Raw genomic sequence first — 25,194 nt, 5'->3', positions numbered from 1 at the left:
GCGCGGGCCACACCTGGGGCGCGGCGAATGCCAGCGTGGCACTGTCGATGCAGCGGCACCACGGGCTCGAAAGCACCTTGGCCGGCTGCAGCTGGCGCTCCTTGAACCACGCCCCGGTGCGCCGCGCCTGCTCGCGCCCCTCTTCGCTGAGGTTGCGCTGCGTGCTGCAGTCGCCTAGGCGAAACCCCGGTGGATCGAAGGTGCCGGGCGCCAGCGCATGGCGGAATGCGGCCACCACCCCGCCCTTGCGCAGCAGGGCCTCGGCCTCGGTGTCCTGGGCGGCCCAGGCATGCAGCGTGGTCCACGCCAGCCCTGCGCCCAGCAGGGCGCGCCGGCCAACCACCGCCTCAGGCTGCGGGCTGGAAGGCATAGCCATTGCCCGATGCAGCCATGCGCCCGAATGCCGGGAACGGGAAGTGGAAGCCCCCCAGCATGGCATTGCTGGCGGTAATGCGCTGGAACACCTCGCGCCGCACCTTGCGCGCGGCCTCGGCATCCATGTCGAAGGTCACGGCCCAGTCGGGGTTGCGTGCGAACAGGGCCGGCACATTGGTCAGGTCGGCCACGTAAAAGAAGTTCTGGCCGGCGGACTTGAGCTCGAACAGGGTGTGGCCCGGCGTGTGCCCGTAGGCCGCCACGGACTGGATGCCCGGCGCCACTTCGGTGCCCGCGCCGAACTGCACCAGCGTGTCGGCCGGCATGGTTGCAAAAGTGCGGCGCACGTTCTCGAAGGCGCCCTTCATGCCTGCAGGGGCAGCCGCCATGCGGGCATCGTCCATCCAGAAGGCATGCTCGGCAGCCGGCACCAGCACCTTGGCCTTGGGGAAGGTCAGCGCGCCCGCCTTGTTGCGAATGCCGTTGATGTGGTCGCCGTGGTAGTGGCTGATGAGCACGGTGTCGATGTCATCGGCCTTCAGGCCTGCAGCGGCCAGGCTCTCCAGCAGCTTGCCGGTGGTAGGCCCGCCGAACTCGCCCAGGCCCGTGTCGATCAGGATTTTGCGCCCGCCTGCCACCACCAGGAAGGGGGTGTAGGGCACGTCGATGTAGTCCGTGGGCAGGCCCTGCGAGGTGAGCAGCGCGCGCACTTCGGCCAGCGGCGCGTTTTTCACGAACTCCTCGCCCAGCGGGCGGCGCGTGATGCCATCGACCAGCGCCACCACCTCCACATCGCCCACCTTCGTGCGCCGAAAGCCGGGGTTGGGCAGGGTGGGCGTACCGAAGTTGGGCGCGTTCTGCGCCCACACGGGCACGAACGAACCCGCAGCGTACAAGGCAGGGGCGGCAAGCCCAGCACCCAGGAAATGGCGACGTGACAGCATGAAACTCTCCGGTATTGAGTTGAACTGATGGGTTTTCAACTGTAACGGGGAGTGGCACGATGGCACCAGACCCGGTGCAAACCAGTAGGGGCCATGGGGTCTTGCCAGGAGCGGGGTTCAGTCCAGGGTGATGCGCTGCGCCTTGATCAGCTTGTGCCACCGGTCCGTCTCGGTCCGGATCAGGTCTGCATACTGGGCCGGCGTGCTGGCCACGGGCTCGATGCCGAAGTCCACCAGCTTTTGCTTGACCGCGGGCTGGTTGATGGCCGCAGCCACCTGCTTTTGCAGCGAGGCCACCACGTCCGCAGGTGTGCCTGCGGGCGCGACGATGCCCACCTGGGCAGACGCCTCGACATTCTTGAAGCCCAGTTCGGCGAAGGTCGGCACGTCGGGCAGTTGCGGCAGCCGCTTGGCGCTGGCCACGGCCAGCGGACGCACCTTGCCAGCCTTGATGAAGGCGCCACCGGCGGCCAGGTCGACCATCATGGCGGGGATCTGCCCGCCGGCCAGGTCCGTGAGCGCGGGCGCAGCGCCGCGGTAGGGGATGTGGGTCATGAACAGGCCGGCATCGACCTTCAATAGCTCCATCGCCAGGTGGTGCGGGCTGCCCGCGCCTGCCGAGCCGAAGCTCATGGCGCCGGGCTTGGCCTTGGCCTTGGCGACGAAGTCCTTGGCGTCCTTGAAGTCGGCACCCGGGTTGACCACCAGGATCATCGGGAACCTGCCCATCAGCGTCACCGGTACCAGGTCCTTGCTGGGGTTGTAGGTGAGCTTGCTGTACAGCGCGGGGTTGAACACCATGGTGCCGTTGTCGGCCGACAGGATGGTGTAGCCATCGGGCGTGGAGCGGCCCGTCTCGACGGCGGCAATCGCCGTGTTGCCACCGGGCTTGTTGTCGATCAGCACCGGCTGGCCAACCTGCGTCGACAGTTGCTGCCCCACCGTGCGCGCAAGAAAATCGGAGCCGCCGCCCGCCGGGTACGGCACCAGCCAGCGGATGGCCTTGGCCGGGTAGGCAGTTTGCGCGTTGGCCGGGGCAGCCCATGCCAGCAGCGCCGGCAAGGCCAGCATTCCGGCAATCAAGCGTCGATTCTTCAACATTTCCATACCTCGCAGGTTTAATATCTGCGTGATGTTACTCCGCTATGCGTAATGCCACGGGGCAGCGTTTACCCTAGGTTTCCAAGCATGAACACACCTTCCTCCACCGTCCGGGTGGCCGACCGCCGCCAGCGCGTCCAGTCGGCAGAAATGGGCTTGAGCGTCCTGAAGGCGCTGACCCGCCTGGGCGGCGCCGCCAGCCTGACCGCGACCGCCGCCGAGGTCGACGAGAGCCCCGCCAAGGTGCACCGCTACCTGGCCAGCCTGTGCCAGCAGGGCTTTGTCGAGCAGTCGCCCACCAACCAGCACTACTACCTGGCGCAGGAGTCGATTGCCATCGGCCTGGCCGCCCTGCGCCAGTGCGACCCGATCCGCCTGGGCGAAGCGTCGCTGCAGAGGCTGCGCCAAGCGTTGGAGGTGACGGCCTTCCTGGCGGTGATGGGCAACAAGGGCGCCACCGTGCTGCGCATGGAAGAGCCCACTTTGCCCGTGACGGTGAACATCCGCGCGGGCTCTGTGCTCTCCACGCTGTGGTCGGCCACAGGCCGGGTGTTCCTGGGTTTCTCCAACGACCGGCTGGTGATCGACATGGCCGAGCAGGAGCTGGCCGAGGCGTCTGCCGAGCGCCGTGCACAGCTCGACGGCACGCGGCCGGTGGAGCAACTGCGCCAGCAGGTGCGCGCGAGGGGCTGGGCCATGGCCAATGACTCGCTGCTCAAGGGCATCAGCGCACTCGCCGCGCCGGTCTTCGACGCCACCGGCAACGTCTGCGCCTGCCTGACCACGCTGGGGGCCACGGGCGGTTTCGACCTGCGGCCCGATGGCGCCATCTGCCCCGCCTTGCTGCAGGAGGCGCGGCTGATCAGCCGGGCCATGGGCTACCAAGGCAACCCAGGGTAAACCCGAATCTTTGCAACTATATTGCGTAATACATTTACGCAAAAGGAGATTCACGATGACTACCCCCGCCAACGCCTCCCGCTGCCCGGTCGACCATGCGGCGATGGCCGCCGCCCTCAAAAGCCCCACGGGTTGCCCGGTGAGCGCGCGCGCGGCGGCATTCGACCCGTTTGCCCCCAGCTACCAGCAGAACCCGGCCGAGGTGGTGCGCTGGGCGCGCGAGGAGGAGCCGGTCTTCTACAGCCCCGAGCTGGGCTACTGGGTGGTGACGCGCTACGAGGACGTGAAGGCGGTGTTCCGCGACAACCTCCTGTTCTCGCCCTCGGTCGCGCTCGAAAAGATCACGCCCGCCACCGACGAGGTGATGGCCATCCTCAAGAGCTATGGCTTCGCGATGAACCGCACCATGGTCAACGAGGACGAGCCCGACCACATGGCACGCCGGCGCCTGCTGATGGACGCTTTCATGCCCGAGCGGCTGATGGACTACGAGCAGCCCATCCGCGATCTGGCGCGCCAGTACATGGACCGCTTTGTCGACAAGGGCCGCGCGGACCTGGTGGCGGAGATGTTCTACGAGATTCCGCTGACCATCGCGCTGCACTTCCTCGGCGTACCGGACGAAGGGGCCGAGCAGTTGCGCAACTTCGCGGTGGCGCACACCCTGAACACCTGGGGCCGGCCCACGGCGCAGGAGCAGCTGGAGATCGCCCATAACGTGGGCCGCTTCTGGCAGACCGCCCAGGGCATCCTGGACACCATGATGGCCCAGCCCGAGGGCCAGGGCTGGATGTACGACTCGATCCGCCAGCACCACGCGCACCCGGACATCGTGACCGAGTCCTACCTGCGCTCGATGATGATGGCGATTCTGGCCGCCGCGCACGAGACCACGTCCAACGCCACGGCCAATGCCTTCATGACCCTGCTGTCGCACCGCCACGCCTGGGAGGAGATCTGCGCACAACCCGCGCTGATCCCCAATGCGGTGGAGGAGTGCCTGCGCGTGGCCGGCTCCATCATCGCCTGGCGGCGCATGGCCACGCGCGACACCGTGGTCGGCGGCGTGGCGATCCCCCAGGGCGGCAAGCTGCTGCTGTTCCAGGCATCGGCCAACGCCGACGCCAGCCACTTCGAGGACCCGGACCGGGTGGACCTGCACCGCGAAAACGCCGTCGAGCACCTCACCTTCGGCTACGGCGCGCACCAGTGCATGGGCAAGAACATCGGGCGCATGCAGATGCGCATCTTCCTCGAAGAGTTCGTGCGCCGACTGCCGCACATCCGGCTGGTGGAGGGGCAGCAGTTCGATTTCCTGTCGAACACCTCGTTCCGCGGGCCCTCGGCGCTGTGGGTGCAGTGGGACCCCATGCAGAACCCCGAGCGCCAGGCGGACAAGGCACAGGCCGTGCTGGCCAAGTTCCAGATCGGCCCGCCACCCAAGGATGGCATTGCCCGCGCGGTGGTCGTCAAGGACAAGATCGCCGAGGGCGAGGGCCTCTACCGCTTCGTGCTGGCTGCCGCCGGCACCACGCCGCTGCCCACGTGGACGGCAGGCTCGCACATCGACCTGAGCGCCGGCGGCCACCGCCGCAAGTACTCGCTGTGCGGCGCGGGTGCGCACCCGGGCTGCTACGAGATCGTGGTGCAGCGCGAGGAAGGCGGGCGCGGCGGCTCGCGGCACTTCTGCGACACCCTGCAGCCGGGCGATGAACTGCAGCTGGCCGGACCGAAGAACCTGTTTCGCATCGACGAAGCGGGCGCTCACCACGTGCTGCTGGCCGCAGGCATCGGCATCACGCCCATCCTGGCCATGGCGGACCGGCTCAAGGCCCTGGGCCTGTCGTACGAGCTGCACTACGCGGGCCGATCGCGCCAGAACATGGCGCTGCTTGCGCGCGTGCTCAAGGTCCATGCGGGCCACGCCACCCTGCACGTCAAGGCCGAAGGCGCTCGCATGGACCTCCCCGCCCTGCTCCAACATGTGGACGGCGCCACCCGGGTGTATGCCTGCGGGCCCGACCGCCTGATCGCCGAACTGGAAACCCTGGCCGAGCGGTGGCCCGAGAGCGTGCTGCGCTTCGAGCACTTCAGCACCGACAACGCAGCGCTCGACCCCACCAAGGAGCACGCCTTCGTCGCCGAGCTCAAGGACTCGGGCCTCACCATCGAGGTGCCGCGCCACCAGACCCTGCTGCAGGCACTGCAGGCCGCCGGGGTGGACGTGCCCTGCGATTGCGGCGAGGGCCTGTGCGGCGCCTGCGAGGTGCAGGTGGCCAGTGGCGACATCGACCACCGCGACAAGGTGCTCACCAAGACCGAGCGCCAGGCCAACCAGCGCATGATGGCCTGCTGCTCGCGGGCGGCAGGGGAGCGCGTCGTTCTGTTCCTGTGAGGCAAGGCTGGTCCCGTTTGGGGCCCGCCTCCTCAATCCTGGGGATACCGCACCCGGCCAGGCGCCGATAACCTGAAGGCTCCCAGTTTCGACCTTCAGGAGCGCCTTCATGAGCCACCTTTCGACCGAGCCCCGCCGCCGGTTTCTGCAACGCACCGGCGCGCTGGCCGGTGTCCTCACCGCCCCGGCCTGGCTGGCCGCGTGTGCAAGCACCGCATCCACGCCGTCGGACCTGACCCAGCTGACTTCTGCCCAGGCCATTGCGCAGATCAAGAGCGGGCGGCTTTTGGCCGTGGACTATGTGGCCGCGCTGGTGGCGCGCGCCAAGGCGCTGCAGTCGCTCAACGCCCTCATCACCCTCGACGAAGCCGGCGCCCTGGCCGCCGCGCGGCGCATCGACGCGGCGCGCGCCTCGGGCGCCGCGCTCGGCCCGCTGGCGGGCCTGGTGATCGTGGCCAAGGACAACATCAACACGGCCGACCTGCCCACCACCGGCGGCACGCCCGCTCTGCAGGGCTTCAAGCCGCCGCGCACGGCCCCCTCGCTGCAAAAGCTGATCGATGCGGGTGCCATCGTGCTGGGCAAGGCCAACCTGCACGAGTTGGCCTTTGGCATCACCAGCACCAATTTTTCGCCGTTCGCTGGCGCCGTGGGCAACCCGTACGACCCCACGCGCATCCCCGCAGTCTCGTCGGGCGGCACGGCGGCGGCCATTGCCGCGCGCATGGTGGCGGCCGGCCTGGGCACGGACACGGGCGGATCCACCCGCGTGCCCGCCGCCCTGTGCGGCATCGTGGGCCTGCGCCCCTCGGTGGGCAACGGCGGGGCCGAGCGCCGCTACCACGACCCGCTGGCCGTGGTGCCCATCAGCCACACACGCGATACCGTGGGCCCCATGGGCCGCACCGTGGCCGACGTGGCCTTGCTCGACGCGGTGATCACCGGCGATGCCAGCCTGCCCGCCATGCCCCTGGCGCGTGTGCGCCTGGGCCTGCCGCGGCCGCTGTGGTCGGGGCTCGATGCATCGCTGGCCACGGTGGTGAACGCTGCGCTGGCCAAGCTGCGTGCGGCCGGCGCCACACTGGTGGAAGTGGACATGGCGCAGTTGCTGCCGCTCAACGAGAAGATGTCCTTCCAGATCGCGCTGCACGAGCCCGTGGCCGATCTGCCCGCCTACCTGGCGGCCAACAACGCACCCGTGAAGACGGTGGCCGAGGTGGCGACGAAGGTCGCCAGCCCCGATGTGCAGGGTGCCTTCGGTGCGATCAAGGCCGATGCCTTCGGCGCCGCCTACCCCGAGGCCATGGCCGTGCACCGCCCGCAGCTGCAGGCGCTGTATGCCAGCACCTTCGCGCAGGGAAATTTCGATGCCCTGCTGTTCCCGACCACGCCGCTGCCCGCCGTGCCCATGGACCGGGCCAAGGGCTCGTCCACCGTCAAGGTCAACGGCGGCGCGGATGCGGATACGTTCGCCACCTTCATCCGCAACACCGACCCGGGCAGCAATGCCGGCATCCCGGGCCTCTCGGTGCCGGCGGGCCTGACCAGCGCGGGCCTGCCCGTGGGGCTGGAGCTTGACGGCCCGGTGGGCAGCGACCGCTGGTTGCTGGCCATTGGCCTGGAAATCGAGAAAGTGCTGGGCAGCCCGCCGGCGCCCAGGATCTAGTCCTGCGCTGGCGAGAGCACCGCTGCTTCACCCGCCTGCTCTGCCACGGCCGTGACGAACAGCGCGCGCAGCCAGCGGTGGCCCGCATCGGCCTGCGCGCGGGCATGCCAGGCCATGGCCAGGTTGAACGGCGGTATCTCGAACGGCGCGGGCAGTATCTCCAGGATCTGCGCGTAGCGGCGCAGCAGGTGGCTGGGCAGCGTGGCCACGCAGTCGGTGTGCGTGAGCACCAGGGCCACCTGGTTGTAGCTGGGCACGGTGACCACCACCCGCCGGCTGCGTGACAGGGCCGCAAGCAGATCGTCGATCTGGCTGTGCGGGTGGCCCACCTGCGAGACCAGCACATGCGAGAGGCCACAGTATTCGTCGAGCGTGGCGGCCACCTTGCCGCGCGGGTGGCCGATGCGCTGCGCCATCTCGAAGCGGTCGCCCATCAGAAAGCGCGACTTGAGCGCGCCCGGCACCTTGCCCACGTCGCCCAGGTACAGGTCCACCTCGCCGCGCGCCATGCGCTCCACCAGCCCGGAGTCGGCTGCGGGCACGAAGCTCACGCGCAGCTCCGGGTTGCCGATGCCCACGATGCGGCCCAGCGCCGCCAGGCCGAGGATGCTGAACACGCTGTCGTTGGCTGCGATCACGAAAGCGCGGCGCGCGGTGGCGGGGTCGAAGCTGTCGCCCAGCTCCACCGCGCCGCGCAGCTGGTTGAGTGCCTCGCTGAGCCGGGGTTTCAACTCCAGCGCACGGTGCGTGGGCACCATGCCGCGGCCGTTCTCGGCGGGCACGAGCAGAGGGTCTTCGAACAGGTCGCGCAGCTTGGCCAACTGGCCCGACAGGCTGGGCTGGCTGATGTTCAGGCGCCGCGCCGCGCGCGTGACGTTGAGCTCATCAAGCAGCGCATCGAGCGAGATCAACAGCGGCAGATCGGAACGCCGGATATCCATGGTGCCTATACCTCCTATCGGCAATTCCGACTCACGCTGCGGTGCCTGCGCGCCCTATCGTTGCGCACCTTTCCACTGCACTGACTGTGAGCTTCAGATGATCCAATTTTATTACCACCCCACCCCTAACCCGCGCAAGGTCGCGCTGCTGCTGGAGGAACTGGGCCTGCCCTACCAGATGGTGCCCGTCGATACCTCGAAGGGCGAGCAGCACAGCGCCGCCTACCGCGCCATCAACCCCAACGGCAAGGTGCCGGCCCTGGTCGATGGCGATGCGGTGGTGTTCGACAGCGCGGCCATACTGCTGCACCTGACCGAGAAGACAGGGCGCTTTCTCGGTGCGCCCGGTGCCGCAGGCCGTGCCGACATGCTCTCGTGGCTGATGCTGGCCGCCACGGGCCTGGGCCCCTTCACCGGCCAGGCCGTGCACTTCACCCACTACGCACCCGAGCCCAAGCAGTATGCGCTGCACCGCTACCTCTTCGAGGCCGAGCGCCACTGGGCCCTGTTCGATGCACGGCTGGCCACGCGCCGCTACGTACTGGGCGATGAGCACTACAGCATCGTCGACATGTCGCTCTGGGGCTGGTGCGGCGGCCTGGCCTACCTGATGGGCGATGCGGCGTGGGCGAAGTTTCCCAACGTCAAGCACCACTTCGACGAACTCAATGCCCGGCCCGCCGCCATCGCTGCCATGGCGCTGGCCACGAAACACGCCTTCAAGGCCGAGCTCGATGCCGATGCCAAAGCTCAGCTGTTTCCGCATGGCCGTGTGGCCTGACCCCTACCGGTATTTCACCCCTCACCTGTTCAAGACCATGACGATTCGCCGCTCCTTCATTTCCCTGGCCGTTGCCGCATCGCTGCTCGGCCCCGTTTTGGCCATCGCCCAGGCCGCCGCGCCTGCGGCGCCCGCCAGCACACCTCCTGCCACACAGCAGGCCGGCTTCTACCGCTTCAGCGTAGGCGGCGTGCAGGTGGTGGCTCTGTCCGATGGCACCGTGCCCCAGGACCTGCACGCCCTGCTGCACCTGAAGCCCGCGCAGACCGACCAACTGCTCGCGCGCGGCTTCCTCGCCAACCCGGTGGAGGCCTCGATCAATGCCTACCTGGTCTACGCGGGCGACCGGCTGGTGCTGGTCGATACCGGCGCGGGCGCCTTCTTCGGCCCCGGTGCCGGTGGCAAGCTGGTGGCCAGCCTGAAGGCCGTGGGCGTGGAGCCCGGCCAGATCCAGGACGTGCTGATCACCCACATCCACACCGATCACAGCGGCGGGCTGGTGGATGCCCAAGGCGAGCGCGTGTTCCCCAACGCCACCATCCACGTGGGCAAGGCCGACGTCGATTTCTTCCTCGCCCCCGGCAACCAGCAAGGCGTGCGCGGCTACGACAAGGCCTACTTCCAGCAGGGCACCACCGCCCTCGGGCCGTATGTGAAGTCAGGCCAGGTGCGCCCCTTTACCGGCGCGGTGGAGATCGTGCCCGGCATCCGCTCGCGCCCCACCCCGGGCCACACGCCCGGCCACGCCTTCTTCGTGCTGCAGGGCAAGGGCGGCGAGGCGATGGAGTTCATCGGCGACATCCTGCATGTGCAATCGGTGCAGATGCCCCGGCCGGATGTGACCATCGTCTACGACGTGGTGCACCACGACGCCAAGGCACAACGCAAGCAGCAGTTCGCGCGGCTGGCGAAGGAACGGCGCATGGTGGCTGCGGCGCATATTCCGTACCCCGGGGTAGGCTACCTGCGCGATGAGGGCAAGGGGAAGTACGCGTTCGTGCCGGTGGACTACCGGTATCGGGCAGGGGAGTAAAAAAAGGCGATGTCGCAGGGATTGAGTGCTGTGCTCGCGCTGGCAAGGCTTGCGGAGAAAGCCCCCGTTAGAGGGATACCACAGACCTTGGTCATGGCTCTAACATGGCACTTTGCAAACAGCGGGTGGGACATGACAACCTACTCGCTCCAATGGGGTGTCCATGTCCAATTTTCGTTGGGGCTTAATCATCGCGCTGGCCCCTATTGCCGTTCCATTTTTCCTGTGGCCCCTATGGTGGCTGGCCGGCTGTGAACCATCAGCGCATGCGGTGAACTGCAAGAACGCAATGTGGTATGGCCCCATCGCCATGGCCATACTCAGCATTCCGTGGCTTGCTTTTCTATCGATACCCGCCGGATTCATCGTAATGATGTTCGGCCCTATCCCGTCTGGGACGCAAGCACTCCACGACCCGTCCGCAATGCCACGCCAGGAAGCGGCACGTGACAAAGAGAAGGACACTGCTGATTAACCTTCCACAGCCAATTCCGCCGATGGGTCGGCGGCCGGGGTAATGCGCAAGGTCTCGAAGGGCGAGAAACGCAGGACTTGGCCAGAGTCGCTTTAGTGCGGCCGCCCCACCCCCAACAGGCGCCGCACCAACTCCGTCCGGTTATGCACCCCAAACCGCTCGAACAGCCCATCCACATGCGTGCGCACCGTCGAGTAGCCAATCCCCAGCTCGGCCGCGATCTTCTTGTCGGGCCAGCCGGCGCACAGGGCCTGGGCGATCTCGCGGGCGCGGCCATTGAGGCCTTGCCACGGGTCAGGTGATGCAGTCAAAGTTGCGACCGCTGCCATTTCCGCCGTGCGATCACGCAGCCGCCGCAGCGCCCCGGTGAATGCCGGCTGCACCAGCCGCAGCAGGTCCAGCGTATCCCTGTCGAACGGCCCGCGCTGGCGGCCCCGCCAGATGCGCAGGTCACCCAGATTGCGCTCACCGTCCCAGGCAAACAGGTTCACGCCGTGGTGCAGGCCGTCGCGGGCCAAAAAGTCGTTGAAGAACTCGGTCTTCATCAGCTCCTGCTGAGGCAGGATCTGCGTGACCAGGGTGGGCGCGCGGCGCTGGCGCAGTTGGTGGGTGATGGGGTCGCGGTACTGGTAGTACTGCTCGTAGGCCTGCAGGTTGGCGTCGTCCATGTGGATGGCAGCGCGGTCGCCAAAGCGCTGGGCGGCATCGTCCCAGGTGTAGGAGGCAAAGTGGTCGGCCTGCAACAGGTCCAGCAGGTCCTGGCCCACGGCCAGACGCAGCGGTGCACTGGCGGGCAGGTCGGCCGCCTCCAGCCGGCCCATCAGGCGGGACAGTTTCTCGACGCGGGCTTGGCTCAGGTACATGGCGGCGGGGGCGGGCTGCGGACCGGGATGGCCCGCCCGCTACTGTAGGCAGATCCCCTGGTGCATTCAAGAGCCGTGCCAGCCCTTGTCCTCCCGGTTTTCCCTGCCTTCCTCCACCTGTCGCCGTCCACTCAGGGCTGGTGATGCCGGGCGCAGTCCGCAGGCCGCTCCGTCACCGGCACCGGGCAGCGGTTGACCTCGAACGGCGACATGGCCAGCAGTGTGGTGAGCGCGCTCGATGCCATCGTGATCAGCCAGAATGCAAAGAAGGCGACGGTGTAGACACCCTCGCGGGACAAGGCCAGGGGTTGGTCGCCGAACCAGTGCATGTCCTGCGGGTCCACGAAGGCGAAGACCAGCATCTCCAGCACACCCGCCATCAGAAAGGCGGGCCAGGCAATCCACATCAAGCGCTGCAGTCTCATGGGTTTGTCTCCTTGTTACGGTTTTGCCTTCAATCGGCTAACGTCGTTGGGGAGCCTTGCCGTGCTACAGCACTGTCTGCGGCTCCCCGCCTAGTTATCCGATCGAATTCAAAACCGCTTTGCTCGTTGGGTGTTTCGTTGTTTGGAGGCTGCGCCGCTTTCAGCGCGGCCTGTCCTGCTCGGGTGTGGCCGCATGGTTGCGGGCCTTCATGGCGGGGGCCAGGCTGCTGGGGTTGTCCTCCAGCGTCTTGTTGATCTCGATGCCCTGGCGGTAGTAGTCCTCGGCCACCACGGGGTCGGGGCGGGCGATGGCCAGCCACAAGGTGGCAAAGCCCGCCACGACGACGATGGCCGGGCCGGAGATGACCAGCCAGACATGGCCGAACTTCCACCAGGGGGCAGACGAGACGGCCACGGACGATGCGGCGACGGAGGGGGATGGCATGTGATGGCTCCTGAAAAAAATGGGGTCGTCGGGCTGGAAGGCCCGGTCAGCGTGGCACCAGGAACACCGACTTCTCGGTGACATGGCCGCCGCCGCCCAGGGCCTCGATCTCGAACTGCACGGGGTGCGAGCCGGGCGCAGCCGATCCGTAGGGGATCTGCAGGCGCACGGCGACCCAGCGGGACTCGGCGGCGCCAATGTCCACCTCGGCCTCGGACGCCACGGCCAGGCCGTCGAGCCCGCGCGCACCGATGCGGTAGCGCTGGCCGGCCTCGGTGGCGTTCATGATCTGCAGGCGGTAGATGTTCTCCAGCTGGCCGCCCGCGACGATGCGCGAAAGCGCGGCGCGGTCGCGCACCACATCGACCTTGAAAGGCGTGCGCAGCATCAGGCTGGCGGCCAGCCCCGCACACAGCGCCAGCAGGATGGCGCTGTAGATGAGCACGCGAGGGCGCAGCACGCGCCTCAGCATCTGCGCACCATCCCAGCGGACTGCCACGGCGTTCTGGGTGGAGAAGCGGATCAGCCCCCGCCGGTAGTGCACCTTGTCCATCACGGTGTTGCAGGCGTCCACGCACAGGCCGCAGCCGATGCACTCGTACTGCAGGCCGTTGCGGATGTCGATGCCCACGGGGCAGACCTGCACGCACAGCGTGCAGTCGATGCAGTCGCCCAGGCCCTTGGCCTTGTAGTCCACGGTCTTGCTGCGCGGGCCCCGGGGTTCGCCACGCGCAATGTCGTAGCTGACGACCAGGGTGTCCCGGTCGAACATGGCGCTCTGAAAGCGTGCATACGGGCACATGTACTTGCACACCTGCTCGCGCATGTAGCCCGCGTTGCCATAGGTGGCAAAGCCGTAGAACAGCACCCAGAAGATCTGCCAGCTGCCCTGCAGCGCCAGCAACTCGGCACCCAGCGCGCGGATGGGCACGAAGTAGCCCACGAAGGTGAACCCCGTCCACAGCGCCAGGCCCAGCCACAGGGCCTGTTTGGTGGTCTTCTTGCGGACCTTCTCCCAGGTCCAGGGCCCGGCATCCAGGCGCAGGCGGGCGCTGCGCTCGCCCTCCACCTTGTGCTCGATCCACATGAACATCTCGGTATACACCGTCTGCGGGCAGGCAAAGCCGCACCACAGGCGCCCCGCCACCGTGGTGAACAGGAACAGCGACATCGCGCTGACGATGAGCAGGCCGGTGAGGTAGATGAAATCCTGCGGGTACAGCACGAACCCGAACAGATAAAAGCGCCGCGCGCCCAGGTCGAACAGCACCATCTGCCGCTCGCCCCATTGCAGCCAGGGCACGGCATAGAACACCAGTTGGGTGAGGGCCACCATGGCCCAGCGCCAGCGGGCAAAGGTGCCGCTGATGCTGCGCGGGTAGATCTTCTTTTGTGCTTCGTACAGCGACACCACTTCGGCCGCTGCATCGGTGGTGCAGCCGCCGGGGGCTGCGGCAACCGGGGTGATGGGAATGACCTTGCGGGCAGGCCCGCTGGGTGGCTTCATGGCATCGGTTCTCGAAAGGGGATGGCCTTTCGCTCTGCCCGTTCGGGGCATGCGGCCGGCCTGGTGCGCCCTCGGCCCGCCGTGGCGGCAGGGCCAGGGGCGCGGTTTTCAGCGCCTCATTGCGCAGCGGCGGCGGGCGCGGACCCGTTGTTGGACAAGCTCCACACGTAGGAGCCCAGCACCTTGATCTGGGCATCCGTCAGCTTCTCGGCCTGGGCCGGCATCTGGTTGGTCTTGCCGTTGTTGACCATGGCGGTGATGGCGGCCTCGCCCCAGCCGTGCAGCCATACGTCGTCCGTCAGGTTGGGGGCACCCAGGGCCTGATTGCCCTTGCCGTCCATGCCATGGCACGCGGCGCAGGCACCGAACTTGGACTTGCCCAGCGAGGCGCGCAGCGAGTCGTGCGGGCTGCCCGACAGGCTCAGCACATAGTGCGAGACATTGCGCACGTCCTCCGGCGAGCCCACGGCCGCCGCCATGGGCGGCATCACGCCGGTACGGCCCTGTGCGATGGTCTCGCGGATCTTGTCGGGCGTGCCGCCGTGCAGCCAGTCGCCGTCGGCCAGGTTGGGAAAGCCCTTGCTGCCGCGTGCATCCGAGCCGTGGCACTGCGCGCAGTTGTTCATGAACAGGCGCTCGCCGATGGCATGGGCCTGCGGGTCGCGCGCCATGTCCTCGGGCTTCATGTCGGCAAAGCGCGCATACAAGGGGGCCAGCTCGGCCTTGGCCTTGTCCATCTCGTTCTGGTACTCGCCCAGCTGGGTCCAGCCGAGCTTGCCGGCGAAAGTGCCCAGGCCCGGGTAGGCAGCCAGGTAGGCCAGGCCGAAGACGATGGTGATGACGAACAGCCACACCCACCAGCGCGGCAAGGGGTTGTTCATCTCCACCAGGTCCTCGTCCCAGACGTGGCCGGTGGTGTTGTCTGCGTTGGCCATGACCTTCTTGCGGCCGGCCATCCACAGCAGCAGACCGCAGGCGATGATGCCGCCCAGGGTCACGGCGGTCACGAAGACCGACCAGAAATTGCTGGTGAAGTCACTCATGGGGTGCTCTCTCGTTCATGTTGTTGTCGTTGTTGTGCGTGTGGCGGATGCGGCCATTCACTCGTGCTCGAAGGGCACGCGGCCCGCTTCGTCGAAACGGTCCTTGTTGCTGCCCAGGTAGGCCCAGATCCAGATGCCGACAAAGCAGGCCAGCGAGGCCAGCGTGGCAACGATGCGCATGGTGGTGATATCCATTTCAAACTCCTTACTTGAGCGCGCGGCCCATGACCTGCAGGTAGGCCACCAAGGCGTCCATCTCGGTCTTGCCCTTGAGCTCGGCGGCCGCGTCGGCGATCTGTGCGTCGGTGTAGGGCACGCCCACGGTGCGCAGGGCCTTCATGCGGGGCGCGGCCACGGCGGGGTCGACGGGTGTCTTCTCCAGCCAGGGGTAGGCGGGCATGTTCGACTCGGGCACCACATCGCGCGGGTTGTTCAGGTGGATGCGGTGCCACTCGTCGCTGTACTTGCCGCCCACGCGGTGCAGGTCGGGGCCGGTGCGCTTGCTGCCCCACTGGAAGGGGTGGTCGTAGACGAATTCACCGGCCACCGAGTAGTGGCCGTAGCGCAGCGTCTCGGCGCGGAAGGGGCGGATCATCTGCGAGTGGCAGTTGTAGCAGCCCTCGCGGATGTACACGTCGCGCCCGATCAACTGCGTGGCGGTGTAGGGCTCCACGCCCTTGACGGCCTCGGTGGTGGACTTCTGGAAGAACAGGGGCACGATCTCCACCAGGCCGCCCACGGCGATCACCAGCAGAATCAGCACGATCATCAGGAAGTTGTTGGTCTCCACCTTTTCGTGGCTGAAGCCGGTGACGGTGGTCGCGGGATGCGTGTTGTCCGACATGATTGAAAATCTCTCCGTACGGGCCGCTCATGCGTGGGCAGCAGCGTGCACTGCGGGAATGGCCACCCGGACCGAACGGCCGGCGATGGCGGTGGCCCAGGTGTTCCAGGCCATGACCACCATGCCGCCCAGGTACAGCAGGCCGCCCAGCAGGCGCACCACGTAGAAGGGATAGGTGGCCTTGACGCTCTCGACGAAGGTGTAGGTGAGCGTGCCGTCGGGATTCACTGCGCGCCACATCAGGCCCTGCATCACGCCGGCGATCCACATCGCGGCGATGTACAGCACGATGCCGACGGTGGCCATCCAGAAGTGCAGCTCGATGGCCTTGACCGAGTACATCTTGTCGCGGCCGAACAGGCGCGGCACCAGGTAGTACAGCGATCCCATGGAGATCAGGCCCACCCAGCCAAGGGCGCCGGAGTGCACGTGGCCCACGGTCCAGTCGGTGTAGTGGCTCAGGGCGTTGACGGTCTTGATGGACATCATCGGGCCCTCGAAAGTGGACATGCCGTAGAACGACAGCGACACGATCAGAAAGCGCAGGATGGGGTCGTCGCGCAGCTTGTGCCAGGCGCCCGACAGGGTCATCACGCCGTTGATCATGCCGCCCCAGCTGGGCGCCAGCAGGATCAGCGAGAACACCATGCCCACCGATTGCGTCCAGTCGGGCAGCGCGGTGTAGTGCAGGTGGTGCGGGCCGGCCCACATGTAGGTGAAGATCAGTGCCCAAAAGTGCACGATGGACAGGCGGTAGCTGTACACCGGGCGGCCGGCCTGCTTGGGGATGAAGTAGTACATCATCCCCAGGAAGCCCGCGGTCAGGAAGAAGCCCACCGCGTTGTGGCCGTACCACCACTGCACCATGGCGTCCTGCACGCCAGCGTAGGCCGAGTAGCTCTTCATCCAGCCGGCAGGCACCGCAGCACTGTTGACCAGGTGCAGGATGGCCACGGCCAGGATGAAGGCGCCGAAGAACCAGTTGGCCACGTAGATGTGGCGCACCTTGCGCATGCCCACCGTGCCGAAGAACACGATGGCGTAGGACACCCACACCAGCGTGATCAGGATGTCGATGGGCCATTCGAGCTCGGCGTATTCCTTGCCCGTGGTGTAGCCCAGCGGCAGGCTGATGGCCGCCGCCACGATGACCAGCTGCCAGCCCCAGAAGGTGAAGGCCGCCAGCGGCCCCGCGAACAGGCGCACCTGGCAGGTGCGCTGCACCACGTAGTAGCTGGTGGCGAACAGCGCGCAGCCGCCAAAGGCGAAGATGACGGCATTGGTGTGCAGCGGCCGCAGGCGCCCGTTGCTGAGCCACGGAATGCCGAGGTTGAGTTCAGGCCAGGCCAGCTGGGCGGCGATGATGACGCCGACCAACATCCCTACCACCCCCCATACCACTGCCATGATAGAAAACTGCCGCACGACGGTGTCGTTGTAGTGCGCTGCAGCTGTGTTTTGCGTTGAATCCATCGGGCACCTCTTTGTGTTGTAAAGAGTCTCCCGCAGAGGGGCCCGGAGGGTATTGACGCATGTCAATCGTTCCTGAGAATGCGCTCGCCCTCTTGTTCCACGCTCTCGAACTGGCCGCGGTACACGGCCCACCACAGGCCTGCCAGGATCAGCAGCACCAGCACCACGGACAGGGGGATCAGCAGGTACAGGATGTCCATCACACGGTCTCCAGCGCGGCGCGAGCAAGGCCTCGCGCAGGGGCCGGGGTGCCCACCGGCTCCATCAGCTTCTCACCCGGCATGCGCGCCAGGCGCGAGGCGTTGAGCACCACCAGCAGCGAACTCAATGCCATGCCCAGCCCGGCCAGCCAGGCCGGCATGGTGCCGAGCACCGCCAGCGGCACGCACAGCGCGTTGTACAGCGCGGCCCACCACAGGTTCTGGCGCACCACGCGCAGGGTTCTGCGCGCCAGCAGCAGGGCCTCGGGCACCAGCGCCAGGCTGGCGCCCAGCACCACGAAGTCGGCCTGCGCGCGCGCCAGCGGCACCGCGCTGCCGAAGGCAAAGGACACGTGGGCACCTGCAAGCACCGGCCCGTCGTTGAGCCCGTCGCCCACCATGGCCACGTGGCGCCCTTCGGACTGCAGCATCTGCAGCGCGGCCAGCTTGCCGGCCGGCGTGCAGTCGCCCTGCGCCTGGTCGATGCCGGCCTGCCCGGCCACGCGCTGCACCGACGCCATGCGGTCGCCGGAGAGCATGTGCACGGCCACGCCTTCGTGCTGCAGGGCCTGCACCACGGCGCGGGCCTCGGGCCGCAATTGCTCGGCCAGGGTGAAGCGTGCCAGTTCCACGGCCGTGCCCTGCCCGTCGACCTCTTCGGACAGCACCACCTGCAGCGCGGCGCCGTGGGCGCCCTCCTCCCCCGCACCCACGCCCGCATGGCGCGCGGAGCCCAGGCGCAGCCTGCGCGGAGCTGCAGCACCCTGGGCATCTGTCACAAATGCAGTCAGGCCACTGCCGGCCTCTTCGACCACCTGCGTGGCGACCCACCGCCCCGCGTCTGCAGGCGCCGCCGCGCACAGTGCGCGCGATGCCGGATGCACCGACTGGCGCGCCAGCGCGGCGGCCAGCGCCAGCGCATCGCTGTGCGCCAGGCCGGCGATGCTTGTGTGCACCGCCTGCAGCGCCATGCCATCGCGCGTGAGCGTGCCGGTCTTGTCAAAGACAATGGTGTCCACCGCGGCCAACGCCTCCAGGCCCTGCAGGTTGCGCACCAGCAGGCCGTGGCGCGCCAGCGTGCCCGCGGCCGTGAGCATGGCCACCGGCGTGGCCAGCGACAGCGCACACGGGCAGGTGACGATGAGCACCGCCACCGCCACCATGAGCGCATGGCCCGGATCGCTGGGCCACCAGTACGCAGCGGCCAGCACCGCTGCCACCAGCACGGCGGCGAGGAAGGGCCGCGCCACGCGGTCGGCCAGTCGCGCCAGCCGGGGCTTTTGCAGCGATGCGCTTTCCATCAGCGCGACGATCTGCGCAAAGCGCGTGTCGCCGCCCACGCTCTCTACACGCACTTGAACGGGTGCCTGCAGGTTGTAGCTGCCTGCCACCACGCGGCTGCCCAGGGGTCGGTCGACGGGCGTGGACTCGCCCGTAAGCAACGCCTCGTCGGCCTGGGTGTTGCCCTCGGTGATGCGGCCGTCGGCCGGAAAGGCCTCGCCCGGCAACACGCGGATGACATCCCCCACGGCCAGGCGGCGTGTGGCCACGCGGGTGAAGGTAGCCGCGTCGGCATCCCGCCGCTCCACGCTGTCGGGCAGGCGGTTCATCACCGCCTCCAGCGCGCCGGCCGTGCGGTCGCGCAAGCGCAGCTCCAGCCAGCGGCCAGTGAGCAGAAAGAACACGAACATGGTGAGCGAGTCGAAGAACACCTCCCTGCCGAAGATGCCCGCGGGGTCGAAGGTACCCGCCGTGCTCACCGCAAAGGTGATGGCCATGCCCAGCGCCACGGGCAGGTCCATGCTCACGCGGCGCAGCCGCACGTCGCGCAGCGCGCTGGCGAAGAAAGGCCCGCAGGCAAAGCACACCACCGGCAGCGTGATGACCCATGAGGCCCAGCGCAGCAGGGTTTCCATCTCCTGCGACAGGTCGCCCGGCTGCGCCACGTAGGCGGGCCATGCGTACATCATCACCTGCATCATGCAAAAGCCGGCCACCAGCCAGCGCCACAGCGCGCGCCGGCTCTCTTGCTGGCGCGCCGTGCGCGCGAACGCATCCACCGCCGGCAGCGCCTGGTAGCCAGCGCGGGCCACGGCCGCCATCCAGCCCGAGGGCTGCACCTGCGCGGGCTGCCACAGCACGCGTGCGCGGTGGGTGGTGGCACTCACATCGGCCTGCAGCACGCCACGCACGCTGCGCAGCGCCTCTTCGATGGTGAGGGCACAGGCTGCACAGTGCATGCCCGAGAGCACCACATGCGACTCCCAGGCCGGCGCGTCCTGCGGGGCTGCGCCCGGCGGCCATTCGACCGGTGCGCCACCTGCGGCGCATGGACGGCCGAACGACGCCCACTCCTGCGGGTCGTCGAGCAGCGCGGCTTGGTGGTCCTGCCGCTGCTGCCAGGGGCCCACCGGCACGTCTGGCTCTGCGGAGATGGGGGTGGCATTTGACATGGCTCAAGCCTATCGCCGCAGCAGGGTTGGCGGGTTGACCTGGATCAAGGCGAGGAACATCATGGTCCGTACGCTTGCGGTATCTACAAGGAGACGACCATGTACTACCAACGCATCCTGATCGCCACTGACGGCTCCACCCTGTCCGAGAAGGCCGTGGACCATGGCCTGGCACTGGCGGAGCTGTCCGGCGCCACGGCCATCGCTATCAAGGTCGTGCCGCGCTATCCGCGCAGTTACTTCGAGGGCGGCGTGTCCGTGGAGCTGGCCGATGTGAAGCGTATCGAGCAGCAGTGGAATGATGCGGCGCAGGCTTTGGTCGATGCCGTGCAGGCGCGGGGCAAGGCCCGGGGCATCACGGTGAAGGCCGTGGTGAGCAAGTCCGATCTGGTGGCCGAGGCGATCATCGCTGCGGCGAAGAAGCACAAGGCGGATTTGATCGTGATGGCTTCGCATGGGCGCAAAGGGGTGAAGAGGATGTTGATGGGGAGTGAAACGCAGCATGTGCTTACTCATTCGCACATTCCGGTGTTGGTGTTGAGATAGCTTGTTGCTGGTGGTTGCCGCATGCCTTTGCAGAAGGCGGGAGCCGGGTCTCGGCCCGGCGGCCGAGGTACCTTTCTTTGTGTCGCCAAAGAAACGTACCCCAAAGAAAGGCGACCCCGCTGCCCGTGTCCCTCCGCTTCGCTACGGGCAACCTGCGATGCTCGTGCCTGGGGTGCACCGCGGAACTCGCTGCGTTCCCCCTGCGGGTGAACTTCGCTCAAACATCCACGGTGAGTCAGACAACGATGCGCGTGTCCTTCGGCACGCGCTCACCCCAGGCCCTGCGCTTCTCGGCACGGTCAGAGGGGGTGGATACCAACACGGGCCATTGCTTCGCTCGGCCTGTGGTCCTTCGCTGCGCTCGGCTCGCCAGAGTGATCGCCCAGCTCGTCGGCAGCGCGCAGCGCGTAACCGACACCCGGCGCGGCTGCGAAGCAGCAGCCGTTTTGACCCCGCTCCCCACCCCTTCTGGCTGCGCCGAGAAGCGCAGGAGCTGGGGTGGGTGCATGTGCCGAAGGACACATGCACTTCGTCGTCTGGCTCGTCGATGCTGTTTGAACGGAGTTCACCCGCAGGGGGAACGCAGTGAGTTCATCGACGCCCACCCCAGATCCGAGCATCGCAGGTTGCCCGCAGCGAAGCGAAGGGACGCAGACAGCAGGGCCGCCTTCTCTTTGGTGACTTTCTCTTGGCGGCCCAAGAGAAAGTTACTGCGCCGCCGGGCGCACATCCCGGCTCCCGCCCTTAGCCAAGGCATGCAGCTGAAAAGGCCCCGAAACTCAACGAGCCGGCGCAGCCACAGAAGCCGCCGGCCCCACCACCACAGGAGTAGCCGCAGCACCACTGGCCCCAGACGCAGGCACCGCTGCCGGCGCAGCCACGGGCGGCGTCACCGTCACCCGCGGCACCCACCGATCCAGCCAATGCGCCCGCCAGGCCAAGAACACAAGCACCACAACAGCCACCAACACCCCCAGCGCCACCCACACAGGACTGCGCGACTCCGCAAACGGATCATCCAGCATGCGCCGCGCATTGACCGGTACCTTGGCCGTCTGCGACAAGGACCCTCCCAACCGGGTGTTCACCCGCATGCGCCCGTTGATCGCCCAGCCGCTGGCATCCAGGATGGGCCCCAGGCTGCGCTGGCGCAGCTTGAGCCAGGCGATCAGCATGCTCGGCCCCGAGATCGCGAGCACGATGCCGATGAGGGCCAGCGGTATCCAGACCCCCAGGGCCACGAACTTGCCGAAGATGCCCACCAGCACTGCGCTGATGCTGCCGAGCGCCACGCCGATGGCGGCCACCGTGCCGACGTCGGTGCGGCGCGGGGTACCGGGCACGGTCACGCTGCTGGCGTTGGTGCCCACGGTCTTGAGATCGCTGCTGGCCAAGGTGCTGGCGGCCGTGCCCAGCGACTTCTGTGCGCGCGCATCGCTGGCCGAGACGCGCTTGGCTACCTGTTCCTCGATCATGCGCACGAACTTCTTGTACGGCGAAAAGAACGCCTGGCGGATGCTCGTGGGGTTCTCGATGATGCGGGTGATGGTGGCATCCCAGTCGTGGCCATCGCGGTCGTAGAACACGCCGTTGCGGCCCACGAAGAGGAAATCCACGTCGCCGGCGGTGAAGGCCGCCACGATGCCCATCTTCTGGCCCTTGCGCGTGCAGTCGCAGTACGCCAGGTAGGTCTTGGCCAGGCCGGCCAGCTTGGCGTGGCGCGCCGCGTCGGGCACCTGCACCACCAGGTCGCAGCTGCGCGCGTCCAGGTACAGGGTGCCGGCCTGGAAAATCGCCCCCCGGCGCTGGTAAAACGCCGAGAACGAAACGAAATTGTTGAGCAGCTCCAGCAGCCCCTGCTTGAAGCGCAGCAGCTTCTCCAGGTCCAGCGCCTGCTTGTTGTGCTCTTCCTCGGCCTCGTCCTCGGCAATGAGCGCCATTACGCGCTGTTCGGCGTCGCCCGCGAGCAGGGCCTCGCGCACCTCTTCGTCCAGGGTATCCAGGCGGGTGGCGGGGCGTTCGGCCAGCCATTGCTGGCAGGGAGCCAGGGCCTTCTGGATCAGTTGCCATTCGTCCTGGGTCAGGCTCTCGGCTTCGCTGCGGGCCAGCAGCGGCTCCACCGTGCGCTCGCGGAAGTTGCGCAGGGCCTTGGCCCAGGCCGGGTTCACGCCGCGCGCGAGGGGCAGGGCGCCGCCGGGCGTGATGGGGGCCAGGGGCAGGGCGGTGATGGCGGGCGAGGCCAGGCCCAGGTCCTTGCCGGACATGGCGCTGTATTCCTCCAGCGAGGGGTTGAGCGCCGTGGCGGCGCGCGGGTCGTACGTGGCCAGGCGCGTGCGCGCAAAGAAGTCCTCGACCTTGGCGGCCACAGCGTTCATGGCCTCGGTGGCGGCCAGCGTGCGCTCGCCCAGGGCCAGACCGGTGGTGGCCTCGCGTGCCTTGGAGGCCCAGGCCCGGAGCTTGTTCAGGTCCGCGAAAAAGGCCTCGGCGCGCTCACGGTCGATGCCGGGCAACTGCTTGTCGGTAGCGGGCGGAATGCTGCCCTGCACGGTGACGATGTGGCCGATGGCCTCGCGTGCCACTGTGTCCTCGCCCGCCGTGTCGGCGGTGATGATGCCGTCGCCGTTGAAGCGCATTGCGCTGAGCTGCTTGCTGCGCTCGACCACGTCGGCCAGCGCAATGGCGGTGGCCTCGGGCCGGCCCGCCATGGACAGCAGGCGCCGGGCCTCGGCGGCCAGCGCGGCGCCCTCTTCGGTGCCGTCGTTGATGGCCTCGATCTCCAGTGCGGCGCCGGGCCGGGCCAGTTCACCGGGATCGTGCAGCCGGGCGCAGGCCCAGGCGCAGGCCTCCAGCAATTCAGGCGGGCGGATGCGGCCGTCCTTGTCGGTGTCGATCAGGTCCAGCGTGCGCTCGTCGAACTCGATGCCGCGCGTGGGGCAGGCCAGGGCCACCCAGAGCTTCTGGTCCAGCTCCGCCAGATGGGCGATGTCTTCGCCGCTCTGGATGATGACCTGGTCCACGCCGCCGGCGCGAAAGAACTGCCAGGCGTGCTGGGGCGGGGGCTGCTCGGGCTGCAGCGGGGCAGGGTGGACGGGGAGGGCGGCGGTGGCGTTGATCGGGTGTGGCGGCTGGTCCATGCGGTGATTGTGGGCAGCCGGTGTGCCGTCACGCCACGGACCCGGGCGAACAGGCCTGTCAGCGCGTTCCTACGAGCGCGAGAAAGCCGCCCCCACCCATCGCAGTGGATTGAACCCCGTGACCAGCCCCGTGGCCACCAGCACCAGCATGCCACCCCAGAGCATGCCGGAGCCCAGCGCTTCGCCCAGGAACAGATGGCCCCAGGCCACGCCGAACAGCGGGATCATGAAGGCGCTGCTCATGGCCGCCACGGGCGACACCTGGCTGAGCACACGCAGGTTGAGCCAGTAGGCCAGCCCAGAGGTGACGACGCCCATCACTGCCACCGCGGCCAGGGCGCCGGGCGTGAAGCGCGCTTCGGGCAGGCTCCAGGCGGCACCGGGCAGCAGCATGACGAGGGCGGTGCCGTGGATGCCGGCGGCAATTGCCAAGGGCGGCATGCGCGTGGTGGCGCGCTTCATCCAGGGGGTGGATACGCCATAGCAGGCCGAGGCCACCATGCAGGCTACGGCCGCGATGACGAGGGCCGGTGTCGGGTCCACCGGGCCCAGCTGCACGATCAGCGCCACGCCCGCAAAGCCGCAGATGCAGCCCAGCCATTTGCGCGTGCTCAGCGTGTCCTCCTTGAGCCAGGCGGCTGCGATCACGCTGAAAGGCACGGCCATGGTGTTGAGCAGCGAGCTGTAGCCCGCAGGCAGGTGCAGCGCGGCCCAGGAGTACAGCAGGAAGGGGATGGCTACCGTGAGCGCGCCCAGGCCGAGCAGCTCGCGCCAGTGGCGCCAAGGCCAGCGCTCACCGGCCAGGCGCATCAGCGCCATCAGCGTGAGCGTGGCCAGCCCGATGCGCAGGGCCGCCATGACATTGGGGCCGAGCACGGGGCTCGCAACACGGATGAAAAGAAAGGAGGCGCCCCACAGGGCAGACAGCAGCACCAGCTGCAAAAAGTGGCGAGTCTTCACTGGAGTATTGTGCCCCCCTGAGTCGCTTCGCGCCTTCCCCCCAGGGGCACACCCCCAGCGCGGCGGGGCGGCCCTTGCGCGGGGGCACTGGCATGGGGCGCGCCTATGTCATGGGTCAAGGGCGGTAACCAAGTGGTGAACCAGGAGCTGCTTTAGACCTTGCGGTACTTGCCAGCCTTATTTGCGCACCTCGTCCACCATGGCGCGGAAGTCGTCGATGTCCTCGAAGCTGCGGTAGACGCTGGCAAAGCGGATGTAGGCGATCTTGTCGAGCTTCTTGTGCTCGCGCATCACCTACTCGCCGATTCGGCTGGAGAGCACTTCGCGCTGGCCCAGGTTGAGCAGCTTTTCCTCGATGCGCTCGATGGCGCTGTCGATCTGCGTGGTGCTCACGGGGCGCTTGCGCAGCGCCAGGTTGAACGAGCCGAGCAGCTTGCCGCGCTCGTACTCGATGCGTCGGCCGTCCTTCTTCACGATGGCCGGGAAGCTCACTTCCGGCCGCTCGTAGGTGGTGAAGCGCTTGTCGCAGGCGCCGCACTGGCGCCGGCGGCGGATGAAGTCCCCGTCTTCAGACACCCGGGTCTCGACGACCTGCGTTTCCTGGTGGCTGCAGAAGGGGCACTTCATGTCCGGATCAGCCGTAGACCGGGAAGCGTGCCGTCAGTGCATTGACCTTGGCGCGCACGGCGG

At 67.8% G+C, this 25,194-nt stretch carries 23 protein-coding genes and 1 pseudogene; 7 read left to right on the top strand and 17 right to left on the bottom strand.

The features are described from left to right. From ACK59X_RS11795 to ACK59X_RS11785, 3 genes are all read right to left on the bottom strand, one after another. On the bottom strand, positions 1-370 hold a 370-nt coding region (locus ACK59X_RS11795; protein ID WP_409957508.1), incomplete at its 3' end, for a histidine phosphatase family protein. After that, the gene (locus tag ACK59X_RS11790) at positions 348-1,319 is read right to left on the bottom strand and encodes an MBL fold metallo-hydrolase (RefSeq protein ID WP_409957506.1); all 972 of its coding nucleotides are present in this window, start codon (positions 1,317-1,319) and stop codon (positions 348-350) included. The genes ACK59X_RS11795 and ACK59X_RS11790, both read right to left, overlap by 23 nt. A gap of 117 nt (positions 1,320-1,436) precedes the next feature. Continuing rightward, positions 1,437-2,420: a Bug family tripartite tricarboxylate transporter substrate binding protein gene (locus tag ACK59X_RS11785; protein ID WP_409957507.1), complete on the bottom strand. Its 984-nt coding sequence runs from the start codon at positions 2,418-2,420 to the stop codon at positions 1,437-1,439. Positions 2,421-2,507: 87 nt separating this feature from the next. On the opposite strand from ACK59X_RS11785, the gene ACK59X_RS11780 reads away from it, so the two are divergent. From ACK59X_RS11780 to iaaH, 3 genes are all read left to right on the top strand, one after another. Continuing rightward, on the top strand, positions 2,508-3,320 hold the full coding sequence (locus ACK59X_RS11780) for an IclR family transcriptional regulator (protein WP_409957505.1): 813 nt from the start codon (positions 2,508-2,510) through the stop codon (positions 3,318-3,320). Between the two features lie 55 nt (positions 3,321-3,375). Continuing rightward, on the top strand, positions 3,376-5,715 hold the full coding sequence (locus tag ACK59X_RS11775; protein WP_409957504.1) for a cytochrome P450/oxidoreductase: 2,340 nt from the start codon (positions 3,376-3,378) through the stop codon (positions 5,713-5,715). A 109-nt stretch (positions 5,716-5,824) separates the two neighbouring features. After that, a complete protein-coding gene (gene iaaH / locus ACK59X_RS11770) occupies positions 5,825-7,381 on the top strand; it encodes an indoleacetamide hydrolase (protein WP_409957503.1) in 1,557 nt (518 codons plus the stop codon). Here iaaH and ACK59X_RS11765 read toward each other — a convergent pair. Continuing rightward, positions 7,378-8,322, bottom strand: a complete 945-nt coding sequence (locus tag ACK59X_RS11765; protein WP_409957502.1) for a LysR family transcriptional regulator — start codon at positions 8,320-8,322, stop codon at positions 7,378-7,380. The two genes, iaaH and ACK59X_RS11765, sit on opposite strands and share 4 nt — an antisense overlap. Positions 8,323-8,419: 97 nt before the next feature. Between ACK59X_RS11765 and ACK59X_RS11760 the strand changes: the two genes are divergently transcribed. The 3 genes from ACK59X_RS11760 (at position 8,420) to ACK59X_RS11750 (ending at position 10,611) form a co-directional block, all read left to right on the top strand. Further along, on the top strand, positions 8,420-9,103 hold the full coding sequence (locus ACK59X_RS11760; RefSeq protein WP_409957501.1) for a glutathione S-transferase family protein: 684 nt from the start codon (positions 8,420-8,422) through the stop codon (positions 9,101-9,103). 37 nt (positions 9,104-9,140) lie between these two features. Further along, positions 9,141-10,136 carry an MBL fold metallo-hydrolase gene (locus ACK59X_RS11755; RefSeq protein WP_409957500.1) on the top strand — a complete coding sequence of 332 codons (996 nt, stop codon included), beginning with the start codon at positions 9,141-9,143 and terminating at the stop codon, positions 10,134-10,136. A 163-nt stretch (positions 10,137-10,299) separates the two neighbouring features. Continuing rightward, a complete protein-coding gene (locus ACK59X_RS11750) occupies positions 10,300-10,611 on the top strand; it encodes a hypothetical protein (protein ID WP_409957499.1) in 312 nt (103 codons plus the stop codon). 92 nt (positions 10,612-10,703) lie between these two features. Here the strand turns inward: ACK59X_RS11750 and ACK59X_RS11745 are convergent, their stop codons facing one another. The 10 genes from ACK59X_RS11745 to ACK59X_RS11700 all read right to left on the bottom strand — a co-directional run bounded on the left by ACK59X_RS11745 (position 10,704) and on the right by ACK59X_RS11700 (position 19,864). After that, a complete protein-coding gene (locus ACK59X_RS11745) occupies positions 10,704-11,474 on the bottom strand; it encodes a helix-turn-helix transcriptional regulator (RefSeq protein ID WP_409957498.1) in 771 nt (256 codons plus the stop codon). 131 nt (positions 11,475-11,605) lie between these two features. Then, on the bottom strand, positions 11,606-11,899 hold the full coding sequence (locus tag ACK59X_RS11740) for a hypothetical protein (protein WP_409957497.1): 294 nt from the start codon (positions 11,897-11,899) through the stop codon (positions 11,606-11,608). A gap of 160 nt (positions 11,900-12,059) precedes the next feature. Then, complete coding sequence (locus ACK59X_RS11735; RefSeq protein ID WP_409957496.1) at positions 12,060-12,344, bottom strand: FixH family protein; 285 nt, start codon at positions 12,342-12,344, stop codon at positions 12,060-12,062. A gap of 46 nt (positions 12,345-12,390) precedes the next feature. Beyond that, positions 12,391-13,851: a cytochrome c oxidase accessory protein CcoG gene (gene ccoG, locus ACK59X_RS11730; protein ID WP_409957495.1), complete on the bottom strand. Its 1,461-nt coding sequence runs from the start codon at positions 13,849-13,851 to the stop codon at positions 12,391-12,393. A 116-nt stretch (positions 13,852-13,967) separates the two neighbouring features. Beyond that, positions 13,968-14,894, bottom strand: coding sequence for a cytochrome-c oxidase, cbb3-type subunit III (gene ccoP / locus ACK59X_RS11725; protein ID WP_409957494.1), 927 nt, complete (start codon positions 14,892-14,894; stop codon positions 13,968-13,970). A 57-nt stretch (positions 14,895-14,951) separates the two neighbouring features. Continuing rightward, positions 14,952-15,089 (bottom strand): cbb3-type cytochrome oxidase subunit 3, encoded by a 138-nt coding sequence (locus ACK59X_RS11720; protein ID WP_409957493.1) that lies wholly within the window; start codon positions 15,087-15,089, stop codon positions 14,952-14,954. A 10-nt stretch (positions 15,090-15,099) separates the two neighbouring features. Continuing rightward, positions 15,100-15,738: a cytochrome-c oxidase, cbb3-type subunit II gene (ccoO, locus tag ACK59X_RS11715; RefSeq protein ID WP_409957492.1), complete on the bottom strand. Its 639-nt coding sequence runs from the start codon at positions 15,736-15,738 to the stop codon at positions 15,100-15,102. Positions 15,739-15,765: 27 nt separating this feature from the next. Next, positions 15,766-17,211, bottom strand: a complete 1,446-nt coding sequence (gene ccoN, locus ACK59X_RS11710) for a cytochrome-c oxidase, cbb3-type subunit I (RefSeq protein WP_409957491.1) — start codon at positions 17,209-17,211, stop codon at positions 15,766-15,768. Positions 17,212-17,273: 62 nt separating this feature from the next. Then, positions 17,274-17,411: a cbb3-type cytochrome oxidase assembly protein CcoS gene (gene ccoS / locus ACK59X_RS11705; RefSeq protein ID WP_007860012.1), complete on the bottom strand. Its 138-nt coding sequence runs from the start codon at positions 17,409-17,411 to the stop codon at positions 17,274-17,276. Continuing rightward, the gene (locus ACK59X_RS11700) at positions 17,411-19,864 is read right to left on the bottom strand and encodes a heavy metal translocating P-type ATPase (RefSeq protein ID WP_409957490.1); all 2,454 of its coding nucleotides are present in this window, start codon (positions 19,862-19,864) and stop codon (positions 17,411-17,413) included. Before ACK59X_RS11700 ends, ccoS begins: the two co-directional genes overlap by 1 nt. A gap of 99 nt (positions 19,865-19,963) precedes the next feature. Between ACK59X_RS11700 and ACK59X_RS11695 the strand changes: the two genes are divergently transcribed. Next, positions 19,964-20,410 (top strand): universal stress protein, encoded by a 447-nt coding sequence (locus ACK59X_RS11695; RefSeq protein ID WP_409957489.1) that lies wholly within the window; start codon positions 19,964-19,966, stop codon positions 20,408-20,410. Between the two features lie 779 nt (positions 20,411-21,189). On the opposite strand, the gene ACK59X_RS11690 is transcribed toward ACK59X_RS11695, so the two are convergent. The 3 genes and pseudogenes from ACK59X_RS11690 to nrdR all read right to left on the bottom strand — a co-directional run bounded on the left by ACK59X_RS11690 (position 21,190) and on the right by nrdR (position 25,131). Next, entirely contained in the window at positions 21,190-23,544 is a 2,355-nt protein-coding gene (locus tag ACK59X_RS11690; protein ID WP_409957488.1) for a hypothetical protein, read from the bottom strand. Between the two features lie 69 nt (positions 23,545-23,613). Then, positions 23,614-24,504: a DMT family transporter gene (locus tag ACK59X_RS11685; RefSeq protein WP_409957487.1), complete on the bottom strand. Its 891-nt coding sequence runs from the start codon at positions 24,502-24,504 to the stop codon at positions 23,614-23,616. A gap of 177 nt (positions 24,505-24,681) precedes the next feature. Beyond that, a pseudogene (gene nrdR / locus ACK59X_RS11680) lies at positions 24,682-25,131 on the bottom strand (transcriptional regulator NrdR). Positions 25,132-25,194 lie beyond the last annotated feature (63 nt).

Origin of the sequence: Acidovorax sp., from assembly GCF_046339755.1 — a bacterium.
GTDB lineage: Bacteria > Pseudomonadota > Gammaproteobacteria > Burkholderiales > Burkholderiaceae_C > Acidovorax.
This window is presented reverse-complemented; position numbering and strand designations above follow the sequence as displayed.